Source organism: Cupriavidus sp. 01T418 (genome assembly GCF_056398885.1).
The window spans coordinates 1-15,352 of the sequence record NZ_JBFTQG010000040.1; the positions used below are offsets into that span (position 1 = coordinate 1).

At 64.5% G+C, this 15,352-nt stretch carries 17 protein-coding genes; 4 read left to right on the forward strand and 13 right to left on the reverse strand.

Annotation, left to right across the window (positions count from 1 at the left end):
* Window positions 1-99: 99 nt before the first annotated feature.
* Window positions 100-363: a hypothetical protein gene (locus tag AC1DQ3_RS27805; RefSeq protein WP_477123374.1), complete on the forward strand. Its 264-nt coding sequence runs from the start codon at window positions 100-102 to the stop codon at window positions 361-363.
* Between the two features lie 435 nt (window positions 364-798).
* Here the strand turns inward: AC1DQ3_RS27805 and AC1DQ3_RS27810 are convergent, their stop codons facing one another.
* The 5 genes from AC1DQ3_RS27810 to AC1DQ3_RS27830 all read right to left on the reverse strand — a co-directional run bounded on the left by AC1DQ3_RS27810 (window position 799) and on the right by AC1DQ3_RS27830 (window position 5,241).
* A complete protein-coding gene (locus AC1DQ3_RS27810) occupies window positions 799-1,872 on the reverse strand; it encodes an FUSC family protein (RefSeq protein WP_477123375.1) in 1,074 nt (357 codons plus the stop codon).
* Window positions 1,869-2,039 carry a hypothetical protein gene (locus AC1DQ3_RS27815; RefSeq protein WP_477123376.1) on the reverse strand — a complete coding sequence of 57 codons (171 nt, stop codon included), beginning with the start codon at window positions 2,037-2,039 and terminating at the stop codon, window positions 1,869-1,871. The genes AC1DQ3_RS27810 and AC1DQ3_RS27815 overlap by 4 nt, the downstream gene beginning before the upstream one ends.
* 69 nt (window positions 2,040-2,108) lie before the next feature.
* The gene (locus tag AC1DQ3_RS27820) at window positions 2,109-2,891 is read right to left on the reverse strand and encodes a dienelactone hydrolase family protein (protein ID WP_477123377.1); all 783 of its coding nucleotides are present in this window, start codon (window positions 2,889-2,891) and stop codon (window positions 2,109-2,111) included.
* Between the two features lie 644 nt (window positions 2,892-3,535).
* Window positions 3,536-4,870: a type II toxin-antitoxin system HipA family toxin gene (locus tag AC1DQ3_RS27825; RefSeq protein ID WP_477123378.1), complete on the reverse strand. Its 1,335-nt coding sequence runs from the start codon at window positions 4,868-4,870 to the stop codon at window positions 3,536-3,538.
* A gap of 2 nt (window positions 4,871-4,872) precedes the next feature.
* Window positions 4,873-5,241: a helix-turn-helix domain-containing protein gene (locus AC1DQ3_RS27830; RefSeq protein ID WP_477123379.1), complete on the reverse strand. Its 369-nt coding sequence runs from the start codon at window positions 5,239-5,241 to the stop codon at window positions 4,873-4,875.
* 369 nt (window positions 5,242-5,610) lie between these two features.
* Between AC1DQ3_RS27830 and AC1DQ3_RS27835 the strand changes: the two genes are divergently transcribed.
* Window positions 5,611-6,684, forward strand: a complete 1,074-nt coding sequence (locus AC1DQ3_RS27835) for a porin (protein ID WP_477123380.1) — start codon at window positions 5,611-5,613, stop codon at window positions 6,682-6,684.
* A gap of 227 nt (window positions 6,685-6,911) precedes the next feature.
* On the opposite strand, the gene AC1DQ3_RS27840 is transcribed toward AC1DQ3_RS27835, so the two are convergent.
* The 3 genes from AC1DQ3_RS27840 to AC1DQ3_RS27850 all read right to left on the reverse strand — a co-directional run bounded on the left by AC1DQ3_RS27840 (window position 6,912) and on the right by AC1DQ3_RS27850 (window position 9,091).
* Complete coding sequence (locus AC1DQ3_RS27840) at window positions 6,912-7,838, reverse strand: LysR substrate-binding domain-containing protein (RefSeq protein WP_477123381.1); 927 nt, start codon at window positions 7,836-7,838, stop codon at window positions 6,912-6,914.
* Between the two features lie 143 nt (window positions 7,839-7,981).
* On the reverse strand, window positions 7,982-8,407 hold the full coding sequence (locus AC1DQ3_RS27845; protein ID WP_477123382.1) for an organic hydroperoxide resistance protein: 426 nt from the start codon (window positions 8,405-8,407) through the stop codon (window positions 7,982-7,984).
* Between the two features lie 189 nt (window positions 8,408-8,596).
* On the reverse strand, window positions 8,597-9,091 hold the full coding sequence (locus AC1DQ3_RS27850) for a MarR family winged helix-turn-helix transcriptional regulator (protein WP_477123383.1): 495 nt from the start codon (window positions 9,089-9,091) through the stop codon (window positions 8,597-8,599).
* Between the two features lie 133 nt (window positions 9,092-9,224).
* On the opposite strand from AC1DQ3_RS27850, the gene AC1DQ3_RS27855 reads away from it, so the two are divergent.
* A complete protein-coding gene (locus tag AC1DQ3_RS27855) occupies window positions 9,225-9,470 on the forward strand; it encodes an AbrB/MazE/SpoVT family DNA-binding domain-containing protein (protein ID WP_477123384.1) in 246 nt (81 codons plus the stop codon).
* Complete coding sequence (locus AC1DQ3_RS27860) at window positions 9,467-9,862, forward strand: PIN domain-containing protein (RefSeq protein ID WP_477123385.1); 396 nt, start codon at window positions 9,467-9,469, stop codon at window positions 9,860-9,862. The genes AC1DQ3_RS27855 and AC1DQ3_RS27860 overlap by 4 nt, the downstream gene beginning before the upstream one ends.
* Here AC1DQ3_RS27860 and AC1DQ3_RS27865 read toward each other — a convergent pair.
* The 5 genes from AC1DQ3_RS27865 to AC1DQ3_RS27885 form a co-directional block, all read right to left on the reverse strand.
* Window positions 9,836-10,228 carry a nuclear transport factor 2 family protein gene (locus AC1DQ3_RS27865; protein ID WP_477123386.1) on the reverse strand — a complete coding sequence of 131 codons (393 nt, stop codon included), beginning with the start codon at window positions 10,226-10,228 and terminating at the stop codon, window positions 9,836-9,838. The two genes, AC1DQ3_RS27860 and AC1DQ3_RS27865, sit on opposite strands and share 27 nt — an antisense overlap.
* 8 nt (window positions 10,229-10,236) lie before the next feature.
* The gene (locus AC1DQ3_RS27870) at window positions 10,237-11,112 is read right to left on the reverse strand and encodes a hypothetical protein (RefSeq protein WP_477123387.1); all 876 of its coding nucleotides are present in this window, start codon (window positions 11,110-11,112) and stop codon (window positions 10,237-10,239) included.
* 161 nt (window positions 11,113-11,273) lie between these two features.
* Window positions 11,274-11,792, reverse strand: a complete 519-nt coding sequence (locus tag AC1DQ3_RS27875; RefSeq protein ID WP_477123428.1) for a BON domain-containing protein — start codon at window positions 11,790-11,792, stop codon at window positions 11,274-11,276.
* 251 nt (window positions 11,793-12,043) lie between these two features.
* Window positions 12,044-13,396: a DUF1501 domain-containing protein gene (locus AC1DQ3_RS27880; RefSeq protein WP_477123388.1), complete on the reverse strand. Its 1,353-nt coding sequence runs from the start codon at window positions 13,394-13,396 to the stop codon at window positions 12,044-12,046.
* 30 nt (window positions 13,397-13,426) lie between these two features.
* Window positions 13,427-15,001, reverse strand: coding sequence for a DUF1800 domain-containing protein (locus AC1DQ3_RS27885; RefSeq protein ID WP_477123389.1), 1,575 nt, complete (start codon window positions 14,999-15,001; stop codon window positions 13,427-13,429).
* Window positions 15,002-15,352 lie beyond the last annotated feature (351 nt).

Below are 15,352 nucleotides of genomic sequence, written 5' to 3' on the forward strand. Positions count from 1 at the left end.
GGCCGTGCTGTAACGCGCTGTAACGCAACGCGCTGTAACGCAATACCGGAGCGCCCTTCTGGAGGGTGCTCCCCAACCGAACCCCTTAGGAGACTCACCATGCAATCGACCCTCATGATCAAGGACCTGTCGCTGGACAAGGAACTCGACGGCAAGACCATGTCCGCCGTGCGCGGCGGCAGCGCCTTCTCTGTCGTCGGCGGCAATTCGCAGAACGTTGTCGGCGGCGGCGGCTTCGCCAGCCCGACCACGGGATTTCAGGTCGGCCCGACCGTGAACACGATCGACGCCAGCTCGCACCTGAACCTGAAGATCCCCACCTTGCAGAACTTTGGCAACGGCACGCAGGCAGCCCTGCTGTGATCGATGCGGGAGCCTCCGCGCGCGGAGGCTGGTGTGCAACAGGCTGGTCTTTGCCGGCCTGCTTGCGCTGCTCCGGACAGCACGGTGCTGACACGAGCGACGGATTTGCGAAGTACATGGACCACCTGGCGGCCGGATTGAGGCACGCAGATCGCCGTGCTGGCCTTGCAACGCACGGCCCCATCACGATGGATTCCCTCTGGTTGCGTTCGATTCGTCAGGCGCAGGCCCAATCATTCCTCATACAGGCTCTCGGGCAACAGGAGCCGCACAGCAGGAATAAAATTGACGTGCCGAAATTTCTGGTCAGGCCAGTAATGGCCACTGAAATTGTTCCAGGCCGCAGTAAATCCGCCCCGGGTCTTCCGCCAGGATGACAAACATGAATTCGCCGTGAAGCGGCGGAACCTCACGGGTCACCCGCTTGAAGAACCTTCAAATATTCCACTGGTCCGCAATCGCCGCCACCCGCTGCCGGAGCTCATCGAACTCGCCAGACAGCCGGAGCGTCAGCGACACATAGCCAGTCCACTGCGCGGGTACTGCATCCATCATTCGCTCCAGCGGTGAATCGCCGCGTGGCGCCAGGCGCGTGACCACGCCGTATGCCAGGGCGCGCGCCATGCCAATCAGCATGGCGTTGACGCAGCGCGACTCTTCGCACAGAACGTTYCGGATGAAGGCCCTGGAATCGTCATCGTCCACGCGCGGCCGGGTGGCGGCGAGCACTTCCAGCAGGCTGATGCCGACGCGCACGCTGTGCTGGATGGCTTCGAGCTGCGCCATCGATACGTCGATCTCCTTGGCGACCGACGGCATCAGGGATCGCAATTGCACCAGCAGACCGCCTTGCAGGACCATGGCGCGCTGCAGTTCGGCGTTGTCGAAGGCAACTTCCGTGGCGATGGCGGTGTGCACCCTGGCGCAGCTGCGCAATACCTCCGCCAGCGTGTAGCGCCACGAATACGTGGCGCGCAGGGGCAAGGCGAAGGAGAACGACACTGCGATCGCGATGCCGATCAGCACATCGGCCGCGCGCCACAGCCCGTCGGCAATCGCGTTCTCGCCGTGACCGGCGACGATGAAGATGGTGATGGCGGAAAGCAGCGCGATATAGCCGCCCTTGCCGATCGCTTGATACGCGCAGATGGCACAGGCAACGACGATCAGCGCGTAGCTGAGCATCGGCGCGTGGAAATACGATTGCTGCAAGATGATCACCAGCCCCGCCCCCGCCCCGAACAGCGTGCCGAGGGCGCGCTCGACCGCCTTCTTGCGGATATTGCCGTGGTGCTGCAGGCCGCCGATGACGACCAGCAGCGTGATGGATGCCCATTCACCGTGAGGCAGGTGGAGGCCGGTGGTCAGCGCGATCGAGGTCGCCAGTCCCAGCGCCACCCTGCCCGCATGGATCAGCATGGCGTAGCGATAGCGGCGTGCCGGGTCCAGCAGCGGGCGCAGCACGCGCCGCAGCCAAGGGGGAAGGCGTGTGGATAGCGGAATGGTCATTCAGGTACGGGTCCGGGACCTGCGATGCCTGCGTCCATGCGTTGCAGCAGGTACGGGAAGAAGGGATTGGACGATGCCTTGAACCAGGCTTCGCGCGGCGCATCGAAGATGCGGATCGGCGCAGGATCCCGGTCCGAAGTTGCGGCCGCGCTCGCTGGGATGTTCATCGTTACGCCTCCTTTGCCCTGGCGTTTGGCGGCTGGCCCGGACTCGCCCGGGTGCGGCAGCCGCCCTGGTCAGCCAGGTGCGCCCGGCGGCGCCGACAACGGTTGGTTCAGGTGCTGCATCAGGAAACGGCGGGTCCTGGCGGTCGCGTCGTCGGCGGCGTCGGGACCGCGCCCAACCACGTGGCCTGCATAAGGATGGGGCGGCCGTGCCGAGTCGAATCCATGCAATGCGCCAGGATATATCACCAGTTCGACAGCATGGCCGTTGCCCTCTATGGCGTCGCGCCAGCGCACACAGCGTTGCGCGGGGGTCCAGGTATCCGCGTCGCCAATCATGATCAGGGTATCCGTGGCCAGCGCCGTGGGCGCGGGCTCGCACCCCGGGTAGAACGCGATCGCGGCGGCGAACGGTTGCGCCGCGTTGGCAGCCACCGCGTCCGCCAGCACCGCCTTGAGCACCGTCCAGCCGCCGTGGGAAAAACCGATGACGCCGATCCGGCCGGCGTCCACATCAGGCCGCGAGCGCAGATACGCGGCGGCGGAAAAGGCATCGGCGGCCCGCAGCGCCGGGGGCACCAGCATGCCGCGATTGCACACCGTGTTCACGCCGCGCGGCCGGAAACTGTCCACGACCAGGGTTGCATAGCCCCAGGCGGCAAGGCGGCGCGCCCAGTCGCGATAGTGCGGCCCTACCCCGTCGCAACCGTGCAGCAGCACGATGGCAGGAAATGGACCGCTGCCCGTCGGCAGGAACAGTTCTCCGGGTGCGTTGCTGCGAGGACCGGCGACCGTGTCGCCACCAAAGACAAGCGGCTGCCGTGGCGCCTGGGCACAGGCGGCAAGCACAGCCACAAGAAGAATCGACAGGCGTTTCATCCGGATGAGGTGGGTACGCTGATGTTGGCGGATCCGGAATCCATTGTGTCAGAAAAATGAGGACACACGCGGCGGTCGCCTCGTTTCCTGAGTCGCTGCAACGATCTGGGTAGAAAGCCGGATATCCGCAAAGATGACAAGGTGGCACACTTTGCGCGTTGCAAGTCGCCTTGGGTTGGACAAGAGAGCGACAGCCATAGGGAGCTACATCATGTTTTGGGTCTCAGCGCTCTTGATGTCCATTCTGGTCACGCGAGCGCTTTACTTGCACCGGCAGGTTGCCGCCATGTTATTGGTGCGCCGCCAAAGGTCCGGATGGGTCAGCTGCGAGGTACGGCGGCGCGTTTCATTGGTAGCCCTCCCGGGGCATGTTGCCTTGTACCCGGTTCCACGGGAGTCGCGCATTCGGGTCGTCCGGTTTGCCGGCGTGGTCGTGTGGCGTAGCGAATTGAGCATCGCGCTGCCGGACGAGGCATGTTCGCATCTCAGCGATATTTCCCCGCAGGTGTTCGACAGCCGCTTTCCCACCTGGCTCCAGTTGCGCCAGTAGGCCGGCGCCAGCATGCGCGGACAAAGCCCGGATGCGCGTGGCGCGCTTTTATCCTGACGCCGTCATGCCGTCATGCCGCCATGGCAGCCAGCTTGCGGGACTGCCGCCGCACGCCATCGAGGATCGCGTCAGCCAGGTCCGCCGGGAAGCCAACCGGCAGGCTGGCCACGACTTCGGACAATACGGTTTCCGTCGAGGAAATCAGCTCCTCGATGATCTCCTCGACGCTACCCGCGCTCAGGCCAACCTGGCGGCCTTGCGCAAGCCAGTGCCTGCGGCGAATCTGCCCGATCAGGTAGTTGTTCTCGCTGCCGCGAACGGCCATGGCGAGCTTTGCTTTTTGTGGCGCGACCTGGTTGCGGCCAGGTCCCATGATGGGATGTGCCGACAGAACGTCGTAGAGCGGCGTGGACCGGTAGTTGCCGCGAGGCAGCAGCGCGATACTGAAATTCTTCGCATGGCCATCGGTGGCGGCGAGCAACCAGAACGCTAGCTGCGCCTTGAAAAAGTTGCGCCGATCCTCTTCCGCCTGTTCCGAGCCTGCAAGCATCTCCATCAGGGTCGCGATGCCTGGGCCACCATCCGCCTGGTACTTCAGCAAGGCCGGCGTACCGGTGGCCTGGCAGAAATCCTCTTGCGGGAGGCGGACCATCCAGCTGCCATCGCTTGCCAGCCTGCGGTCGAATCGCTCGACGACCAGCACCTTCTGGTCCTCGAAGCTGGCCATGTCGCAGCGCGCCACCGGAAGCCCGTAGCCGGCAACGATTTGCGCGCACAGCCACTCGTTCTCCACCGAGGTGCGCATATCGGCCCGCATATTGCCCACCAGGCCCAGCGGCAGCTTGAAGATGTGGGTGGTCGGCGTGCTGCCGTGGGGCAGCATCCACTGGCCCCGATGGTGGAGGAGCGCGGTCTTCTCCTGCGCCCCGGCAATCGACAGGCGCAGCGCTTCACCCTGATCGTAGGCACCCAGCGGCGTGCCGCTGGTGGTATCCCGAAGCAAGCGCGCGATATCCGCTTCCGCCAGCGGCTTCCCGTTGATCGCCATCAGGTCGACCGGCGTATCGCCCTCCTCCAGCAGTTGTAGCGCGCCCACGCAATCGCGTCCCAGCACGGAAAGCAGTTCGAATGGCGTGACGCCGCCGGTCCTGTAGCGCTGCGCAAGACGACGGCGAATGGCGTCGCTGTCCGGCAGGAGGTTGTCGAAGAAGTCGGTGACGATGCTGCCCTTGTAGGGCGCGTTGCCAGGCCTGAACGGCAGCGACAGGGAAAGGGGGCGTCCTAGCTCGTCCTGGGTCCATTCCTCGAAGTAGGTCAGTGACTCGGCTTGCGCCCGTTCCCAGATGCCAGCCGGGATACCGTTCATCCAGATCTGCAGCCTTTGCCTGTGTGAGCGGCGTCCCATGCTTACCACGCCTCGCGCTTCGGTGACGCGACCCCGGCTGCCTTGCCACGTCTGGCGTTGCCTGAGCCGGCGCTATCCTGCGCCACCAGCGTAGTCGCTGTGCCGCGTTTCGCTGGCATCGATGTGCCAGCAGGCTGCCTTGCGGATTCCGCGGTGGGCGAACTGCTCAATACCAATTCCACGCCCAGGACTTGTAGCGCCCGGTACAGGCGCTCGATGCTGGCTGCGGCGGGATTGGCTTCCAGTTGGGCATAGGACTGCTGCGTAATGCCGAGCTTTGCCGCGACCTCTGTCTGCGTGAACCCGCTTGCCTTGCGAAACCCCTGCAGGATGGGGCGAAGCTGGCTGATGGCTTTGATGGGATAGTCCATGGCGATCTCCGGGGCAGCCTACTTGCTCACAAAGTATAGCCTGTAAAGCACAAATACAGCCCACGATTTGTAAATTATAAATACAAATTATAGCCTGTAAATTGAATTTACAAAACAAGGACTGTATAACGCATTGCGTGCCAGCCAGCGCAGGGGGCGCCGGCCTTCCATGCGCAAGCCGCAATATTTAATTTCATTTTTGGCAATAGTTATGTTTATTTTTTCATAATTGTTTTCATATTGGCGTCACAAAACAACCGCAGACTGCGGCTGCCGCATCGGTGGAACGTCCCTGGCTCGCTTCGCGCCCATGACCCTCCCCGGCAGCAGGCACCACTCCTCGCCCATACAAGAAAACCGAGATCGATAGTGAAAAAATCCCTCCTCGTACTGACCGCCGCAGCGGCGGCATGCACCGCCTCCGGTATTGCCTCCGCCCAAACCGCCTCCAGCGTCACGCTCTACGGCATTGCCGATGCCGGCATCCTCTACCAAAGCCACGTGCAAGGTCCCAACGGGGGCGGCTCGCTGTATAGCGTAACGTCCGGCGGCCTTTCCGGTTCGCGCTGGGGCATTCGTGGCGTAGAAGATCTCGGCAACAACCTGAAGGGCATCTTCGTGCTGGAAAGCGGCTTCAATCTCGACACCGGCACGTCGGCCCAAGGCAGCCGCCTGTTCGGCCGCCAGGCTTACGTCGGCCTGCAGAACGACCTCGGCGCCATTACGCTGGGCCGTCAGCAAAACTCGCTGTATGACCTGTTCACCGCCTATGACCCGATGGCGGCCGGCAACAGCTTCTCGCTCAACTCGGTCGATACCCAGGGCTTCAACGGCCGTGCCGACAACGCCGTCAAGTACACCGGCAAGTTCGGCGGCCTGACCGCAACCGGCTTCTATAGCTTCGGCCGTGACAGCACCATCCCCAATGGCGGCGAAGTCCCGGGCAATTTCCGGGTCGGCAAGAATTTCGGCGGTGGCGTTGCGTACGCTACCGGGCCGGTCTCGGTGGGCGTCGCCTATGACCAGTACCAGGGCAGCACGGTGGCCACGTCCGGCTCCGCGGCCAAGCGCGCCGCGATTGGCGGGTCTTATGCCTTGGGCAATGCGAAGCTGTTCGCCGGCTACCGCTGGCTGCGCGACGAACTCGCCACGCCCACGGTTCGCCAGGACAACCTGTACTGGCTTGGCGCGCTGTACAACATCACCCCGGCCTTCAGCCTGACCGGCGCGGCTTACTATACCAACGCGCGCAAGGACAGCAACAATTCGTGGATGTTCGTGATCGATGCCGACTATGCCCTGTCCAAGCGCACCGACGCCTACCTGCTGCTCGGCTACGTGGCCAACAAGGGCCAGGCCACCTACGGCGTCACCAACGCGCTGAATACGCTGCCGGGCCAGAACCAGACCGGCGCCATGGCCGGCGTGCGCCACCGTTTCTGATCTCCATCGCGGCAGAAGCTGGCAGGCCTGTGGGCCACGCCAGCGAATGATCATATCGACCTTGGCTTGCTCATTGAGTCGAAGGACGTTTGGCCGGCAGCAATGCCGGCCATTTTTTTTGGTGCTTTGCGGGATGGGTCGGTTCCCGGAAAAGCGCTTGCCCGGCGCGATGTACACGCGGATACCGCTTGCCTGCGCCAAGTCCGGGAAGACCGTAGCGCTGGCGCCTATTCGACCGGCACGCCCTCTTCGCGCGTGGTGGCGACGCGAGGATCGTCGAGCAGGAATTGCACAAAGGCCGCCGTAAAAGATGGCAGCTTGCCATCGGCCCGAACGATCAGGTTCAATTCGCGCCGGGCCCAGGGCTCGGCCAGCCGCCCCCCCGCCACCCGCGCTTCGCGCAGTGCCGCCGCGGCCACGCTGCGCGGCACCAATGCCACGCCCACGCCGGCTTCGACCAGCGACAGCACGGCCTCGAAGCTGTGGGCGTGCAGCCGCACGTTCGGGCTTTTGCCGGCGCGCTGCGCCATGTCGCGCAGGAATAGGAAATTGCTGCTGTTCCGGCTCATGCATACGAAATCGAAATCCAGCGCCGCGCCAAAGCGAATCTCCGGCTGGCGCGCGAGCGGATGGTCGGCGGGCACGGCGAGGATCAGTTCGTCCACGGCGTAGGGCACGGCCTTGACGTCGCCAGCATCGATATCGCCGGCGAGGATGCCAATGTCGGCCTCCTGCGCCGCCACTGCAGCGGGAATTACCTGGCTGGCGCGCTCTTCCAGGTCGATATTGACGTCGGGATTTGCGGCAAGGAAACGGCTCACGCTGGGAATGATGAAGCCGTTGAGCGAACTGCTGTTGGCCAGCAGCCGGATATGCCCCTTGAGGCCGGCGGAGAACCGCCCTACCTCGCCATGCATGCGCTCCACGCCCCGCAGCAGGTCACGCACGTGCACCAGCAGGGTTTCGCCGGCAGGCGTGAGCTCCATGCCGCGCGAGCTGCGCACGAACAAGGCCGTGCCCATGGCGTGTTCGAGATTCTTGAGGCGGTAGCTGGCGGCGGATGCCGTGATATGGATGGCGCAGGCGCCACTGGACAGGCTCTGTGCTTCCGCGATCGCCTGGAACAGGCGCAAGTCGGTGAGTTCGTAGCGCACTGGGCTCCGTAGTCCGTCTGCTGTTTGCGCGCAGGACGGGCGAGCCGGCCCATGCGCGGGGAGGCTCATTCTAGAGCATCGCGCAGGGCCGGCTCCCGGGTGAGCGGCACGGGAGTCCGCGCCGGCCGCCCGGGAAACGATGCTCAGACCAGGTTGAGACGCACGTCGATATTGCCGCGCGTGGCATTCGAGTACGGGCAGACGATGTGGGCCTTTTCGACCAGCGACTGCGCGACGGCGCGGTCCAGGCCCGGCAACGCGATGTTCAGGTCCACCTCGATGCCGAACCCGGTGGGAATTACGCCGATGCCAACCTGCCCGGTGATGGCGGTATCGGCAGGCAGCGCTATCTTGTCGCGGGCCGCGACGAACTTCAGTGCACCGATGAAACAAGCCGAGTAGCCCGCCGCGAACAGTTGTTCCGGGTTGGTGCCCTCGCCACCCGCGCCGCCGAGTTCGCGCGGCGTGGCCAGCTTGACGTCCAGCACGTTGTCGGAAGACACGGCGCGGCCGTCACGGCCTCCGGTTGCGGTGGCGGCGGCACGGTAGAGGACTTTTTCGATCGACATGATGACACTCCTGACAAGGGATAAACATTGGCTCATCGAGCCTTCGGTTCGAGAAAGCCCTGGAGCTTTCCACGCTAAATAGCTAGCTATTAAATAGCTCACTATATAAATCACAATACAAAGGGGCCGTCATCCTGACCAGCCCATCCGGCATCAGCCGCTGGCGCGGCGCCGGGGCCTTCATCCTGCTCAGGCCCCCGCTTCGGCAAACCGCTCGCGCAGCTTGTCGAGCTCGGCCTTCACCGCCACGATCTGATCGACACTGCACCCCGAGGCGCACAGCACCGCGCGAGGCACGGCTTCCGCCGGCTCCTTCAGCGCATGACCTTCGACAGTCAGCGAGATTATCACCTGCCGCTCGTCGGCGGTGGCACGCTCGCGCCGCACCAGTTGCTGGGCTTCCATGCGCTTGAGCAACGGGGTCAGCGTTGCCGAATCCAGATGCAGCCGCGCGCCGATTTCCGAAACCGTCAGGCCATCGGCCTCCCACAGCACCATCATCACCAGGTATTGCGGATAAGTCAGGCCCAGCGGCGCCAGCAGCTTCCGATACAGCTTGTTCAGCGCCAGTGACGTGGCGTACACGGAAAAGCAGAACTGCTGGTCCAGCAACAGCGCGGACGCGCCATTGGCCAGCGCGTCAGGTGCTGCTTGCGGGGTCCGGGAGGTGCGTTTCGTGTCCATGGGCTGAACTTTATATTGCGCACTATTTAATTGCAAGCTATTTTTTATTTGCAGATCGTTGCCACGATGCACAGCTTGAGGTTTCGTTATCCTTACATTAAAGTAAGGAAATCAGCCGCCACGGGAACGCGCCATGACGTCAGCTACCATGACCTCGAAGGGGCAGGTCACCATCCCTGTCGACGTGCGCAATGCACTAGGGTTAAGTTCAGGTGACCGAATCGAATTCATCATGAACGAACAATCCGGCCGATATGAAGTTGTTCCGGCCATTCAATCGGTAACAGCCCTGAAGGGCATCATTGGCACGCCGAAACGGCCAGTCTCAGTGGAGGACATGAACATGGCCATCGCCGAACAGGGAGCGTCGGCACGATGATTGGCCTCGATACCAACGTACTTGTTCGTTATCTTGCCCAGGACGATCCCGTCCAGTCGCCTCGAGCCAACGCCCTGATCGAATCGCTATCTTCCGAGCGGCCAGGCTACGTGACACAAGTAGCACTGGTCGAGCTCGTCTGGGTGTTGAGCAAATGCTACGACGCGCAACGCGACGCTATCGTCCGGGTCATCGAGACGCTACTGCGCACGAAGGAGTTGGCCGTTGAAGCGTCGGAGACCGTTTGGAAAGCCGTGAGGCTATTCGCTTCCTCATCAGCCGACTTTGCGGACTGCTTGATCGAACGTGCCTGCCACGACGCACAATGCGAATACACGGCGACCTTTGACACAAAGGCGGCAAAGTCAGCCGGGTTGCAACTCATCAAGTAGAAAAGAGTCAGCCGGCGTGCCCTGATGAAAATACATCTGCCAGCCCTTGTCGGTCAGTTTCCAGATCGACGCGCGCAGGGTGTGCCGATCCAGGCCGCCTTCCGGCCGCCGGCACGCCGACCGGTAGGTCAGCATGGCGACACCCGGCCCGAGCGGGCGCAGCGCGAAGTCCTGCGCCCAGATCGTGCCCGAGGCGGCTTCGGAGGGCAATTCGTCCAGGGTATCGGCCTTGGTATAGACGCCGCCGGACCTGCCGAACTCCAGGAAGTCCTCGTGCAACAGCGCGTCCAGCCGATTCCTGTCGCCGCGGGCGGCAGGCTGGTGCATTTCGGTTTCGAGCTGCCGCAGCACCGGCAGCAGATCCATATCGTCACTCATGGCGCCTCCTCGTCCATGCCGATCGCCGTCGTATCGATCCTCTCGACCTTCCCTTTCTGCCGCACTTCCGTGCGCAGCACAAACGCCTCGGTCGGGCAGTACCAGTCGGTGACGTTCATGACCGCCGGCTCGGTCTGGATGACTTCGTCGCCCATCAACAACGGCCCCAGCGAGGTACGCTTCTCATAGGTGATGGGCATGCATTGGCGGCGGCCCATCGCGGTGTCGATGGATTGCGCGCGGCCGACCCGGCGCTCGCCAACGGAGACCGAGGCCGAGGGGGCACGAATGGTAGTGACCAGTTCGCCCGTTGACAGGCTGTGTATCTCCAGGTCCAGGCTGGAGCTAAGGGTCTCGCCAGGCAACACCACGCCCTCGCGCACAGCCAGGCCCGCGTAGGTCAGCACGCCCTTGCCCTGGAACGAAGCCTGCCCGAACAGCCGCGTATAGCGCGCCTGCGCATTGATGGTGGCGTGCTGGCTGCTCACGCTGGCCACCGAACCGGTCGCGTCCCTGTCAAAGCTCATCCTGTGCACCTGGTCCATGACGACCGGCGGGCCCATCATGGCCGCCAGCGCCGACTTCGAGTGGATCGCCAGCCATGCGCTGCAGCCCTTTTCCGTGATCGCGGGATGCCGGATGGTCATGGTGATGGACATCGGCATGTCGCCACTGGCCTCCATCTGCGCGCGCGCGCCCGACCGGAACCATGGTGCGTCGCAGATGGTGCCGGGCACGCCCTCGGCAGGCGCGCTGTCAATCCGGCCTTGCTGTGCCATCCCGTCATCGGCAAGCCCGCCTAGCAGCAGTGAAAATAAAACCGCGCCCAGTCTTCGGTAGGCGCGCTTCGGCCCGTCAGGGTGAGCATACATGTCTTGTCCCAAGCGAGAAACCTCGCACTGGCGATTCCCCCGGACAGAGGGAATTTGGCCCGGCCGGGCCGCCAGCATGCCTCGAAGGTAGCACTTGGCATGACGGCCCACAACCTGGATTGGTCCCGGCGCTGAAGAATCCACACATACCAGGAAAATGCTTACTTCGGCGCTCCGGCCGCCTGTGGCTGGGCCGTCCCCGCCGCGCCCTGGCGACCATCGAACAGCGGGTAGGGGACCCCATGTGCCGGATCCTGCGTGGTCTGGTCGATCACGACTTCCACATCCGCCACGTTGCGCAACGCCGCCATGAAAGGCTGGCGCGCAAAGCCGCGCCCCAGGCAACCCTGCACCAGCAGCCAGCGCCCCCGCACCGTGAGCCACAGCGTGGAATCCTGCCAGCCCGGCATGGCTAGCGACAGCGACTGCAGGCGGCGCTGCACGCTTTCCACGATCTCCTGCTCGTACTGGTAGGAATTGGCCAGGCGGCAACGGCCTTCCACATAGCAGTGGTTGCCGTCCTCGATCCGGTGATGCGCGTCGCGCCGCCATTGCGCTGCGTCCACGCGAGGGCCGAGTGGCTCCGGGCAGTTGGCGATGCGCGAAGAGACCTGGAAGAAGGGATCGTGGCCACGGTTTTCCTGGTCGCTGTCGGCGCCGCGCGCGGGACAAGCCAGCATGGCGGCGCTGGCGAGCGCCGTCATGGCGATCTGCGCGGAAGAAAGGGAAGGGCGGACGGACACGGCAAGCTCCCCGGTGACGGCGGCGTCTGCATAGCATAGGACCCGCCTCGGCCCGTGGAAAGCCCGGGCCATGCGCGGGTGCCGCCGCTCAGCCGCCCCGCTTTCGCGCCAGACACGGACCCCGGAACAAGCTGCCGAAGCAGCATTGCGGCGCAACAAAACCCCCTGGCCAAGGGCTGGGAACGACGCTAGACCAGTCCGATATCCACCGCGCGGCTACCGGGAAACACATGCGCCAGCCGCGCGTCGTCCAGCCCATAGAGGCGCTTGAACACGCCGCCCAGCATGGCGCGGTATTCATTGCGCACCGGCCAGTCGCGATTCTGGTTCAGCGTACGCTGCTCCACCGCGACCTGCTCGCCGGCAATGCGCCCGCCGCGCACGGTGCCGCCTGCCACCCAGTACACCGTGCCGTGGCCGTGGTCGGTGCCGCGCGTGCCGTTCTCGCGGAACGTGCGGCCGAACTCGGAGACCACCACCACCGTGGTCTTGCTCCACGTCGGACCGATCTCGTCGGCGAAGCCGGCGACGCCGCGCCCCAGGTTGTCCAGCAGGTTGGCCAGTTGTCCCTGCGCGCCGCCCTGGTTCACATGCGTATCCCAGCCACCCACGTCGATAAAGCCGAGATTGAAGCGATCGCGCATCAGGCTTGCCATGCGCCGCGCTTCCAGCTCGAAGCCCTTGGCGCTGAGCGCGCGGCGGTTGGCCGCCTGCATTTCCTCCATGCGGCCGGCCATATCCGTTTCGGCCTGCGCGGGCAGGTTCGCGACCATCATGCTGTTGCGGCGCTGCATGGCCTCGGCCTCCTGCGCCACCGTCTGCCGCAGCTCGAAGCCTTCATTGATCAGCGACTCGAACCGCGTGCCGCGATACATCCGGGCCAGCACGCGCGTCTGGCGCTCGTCGAAGGGCGTGCGCCCAGTGCCTTTGAGCGAGACGTTGGGTACGCTGAGCGCGCCGCTGAGCACCATCGGCAAGCCGTCGGTGAAAGCCACCGGCGCGGCACGTCCACCCATGGATTCGGCCAAGCGGTTGAGAAAGCCGGTGCCGCGCAGCGAGGCATCGACACGCCCGCCGCCCTTCCCGTCGCCGGCCAGCGGCAATCCGGCCTCGACGCCGTCCTGCGTCTCGAAGTGGCTGCGCGACAGGTCGTCGGTGCCCGCGAATGGCACGAAGGCAAGCTGCTGCTTCTGCCACAAGGGCAGCAGGCTGTCCTTGAGCGCGGGATGCAGCGCCCAGGTGTCGATGCCCCTGCCCGCGCCAGCGTCGAAGGCCGCCGCCAGCGACAGCGCGGCGCGCGGATCGGCCGGGGCGCCCTGCGCAACCGGCCTGGCGATGGCGATGGTCGGGCGCGACGCGTAATAGAAATCGCTGCCCGCGGGCACCAGCACATTGGTGGCATCGTAGCCACCGCGCAGGAACACCAGCAGGAAACGCGCATCGGCCTGCTGCGGCAGCGCGTAGGCGCGCGCGACGATGCCGGGCGCCAGCGCGGCCAGTCCGGCCAGCCCGGCGCCCTTGAGCCATTCACGTCGTTGCATGGGGTGCTCCTTGGTCCAAGGCGGGGCCGCTCAGTTCTGCATCCACTCGGGAGAGGAAAGCAGGATGGTGTTCCACTCCGCCTGCGAAGCCGCCTGCGTCATCGCAGTACGCGTGGCTGGCCCGAGAATCGGCTCGATGCTGTCAAAAAACACACGGTTGCTCAGTTGCGGAAATCCGGTGCGCTCGGCGGGCTTGCCATCGTCCCTGGAGAACAATCCGGCCTGCCCGGAGCCGATGGCACGGGCAATCTCGAAGCGCTTGACCATCTGCCCCGAACTGGCCCAGGCGCTCTCCGCGGCCGGGAAACCGTCCGGCGTGATGCGGCCATAGAGCGGCTCGCCGAGCTGGTTGAGCCAGCCGATGGCCGGACGCAGGTTGGCCACCGTGCGGCCGTCATAGGCAAGCCGCAGCGACGAGGCCACGAACTGCATCGGCTCCTTGAACTTGCGGTTGCCCGAGGCGAGCGTTGCATTCAGCTCCGGCGACAGGAACATGGTGCGCAGCACCGCAGCAATATCGCCGTCGCTCCGCGTGAAGGTGGCCGCCATGCGGTTGACCAGCGACGGCGGCGGCGCATCGCCAACAAAGTACGCAGCAAGCTTGCAGGCAATAAAGCGCGCTGTGGCGGGCTCGCGGCTGAGCATGTCCACGGCCTGCTCTACCTCGTGGAAGCCGCTCGGCTCGATACGATGGCCGAGCAAGGTCTTGGGCCCGAAGTCGTGCCGGTTCGGGTTGAACTCGAACACACCGTCGGCACGGTAAAGCGCCTGCATTTGCGGCGGCAACTTCGGCGGCTGGCCGCTGCCGTTGATGCCGAGACCGGTCAGCACGCGGGCCAGTTCCTGCACGTCCTGCTGCGAATAGCGCGAACCGCTGGCGCCGCCGGACACACCCAGCGTATGCAACTCCATCAGCTCGCGCGCATAGTTCTCGTTGATGCGGTTGACCGCGCTTTGTGCGTTGTCCAGGTACTCCAGCATGGCCGGCGCGGTCACCGTGGCCATCAGCAGGTCGCGGAACTTGCCCAGTGCATGCGGGCGCACCGCCTTGTCCTCGTAATCGGCCAGCACCCAGCGCACCGCGCCCTTGCCGGCATACACGCTGAAGTGGTTCATCCAGAACCACGTCATCTGCTCGCGCAACTGCGCTGTAGAGTAGAGCGCGCGCAGCAAGTGGCGCCGGCTGGTATCGAGCAGCACCTCGTTGCCGCTGCGGTTGAGCGCCTCGCGCGCCTTTTGCTTTTCGGCATCGTCGGCGAGCGTATTGATGCGCTGCTGCTCGGCGCGCACGCTGCGCAGCCGTTGCTCGCCGCTCTGCTGCGCAATGCTCAGCGCGCCGATGGCGGCGGCGAGTTCGCCGGTATCGGTGGCGGGTGCCTCGAGCTGTTCATCGAGATAGCGCTCGCGGCCCAGCTTGCGCAGCCGCTCGATGCTGGCCTGGTCGGCACCGAAGGTGACAGTGTTGAGCCAGTGCAGGTCGGCCGGCTTCAGGGCCACCGGCGCGCCGCTGTTCGGCACGCCGCCGCCCTGCGCGCACGCGCCCAGCAGGCCGGCAGCGGCCGCCAACAGCAGCACCGGCATCACACGTGAAAACCTGAAGCGCATGGATGGCCTGCCTTATCTCGGACAACGCGGGGTGATACCGCTCTTACGCGAGCGGACCGGTTTTGGTTGACTTGGGCGCCTGCGACGGCGCCTCCAGGGTTGAATGGCATGACAGGCTCCGATTGGTTTCGTTAAAAAACCAGGTGAGGTCTAGCCATCATGGCCTTCCAAAGCAACCAGGTTGGAAACCGCCAAAACCCTTCGCACGGAGAGGCCAATTGGTGATGCTTTCATCACGCCAGCGAAGTCGGAACGTATATCGTATAGTGACGATATTAATTTTGTGAGAAGCAGATATTTGTTTCGCCTGACAGCGAAGCATCGACCCCTTCCCTGACAATCTGACAGCAG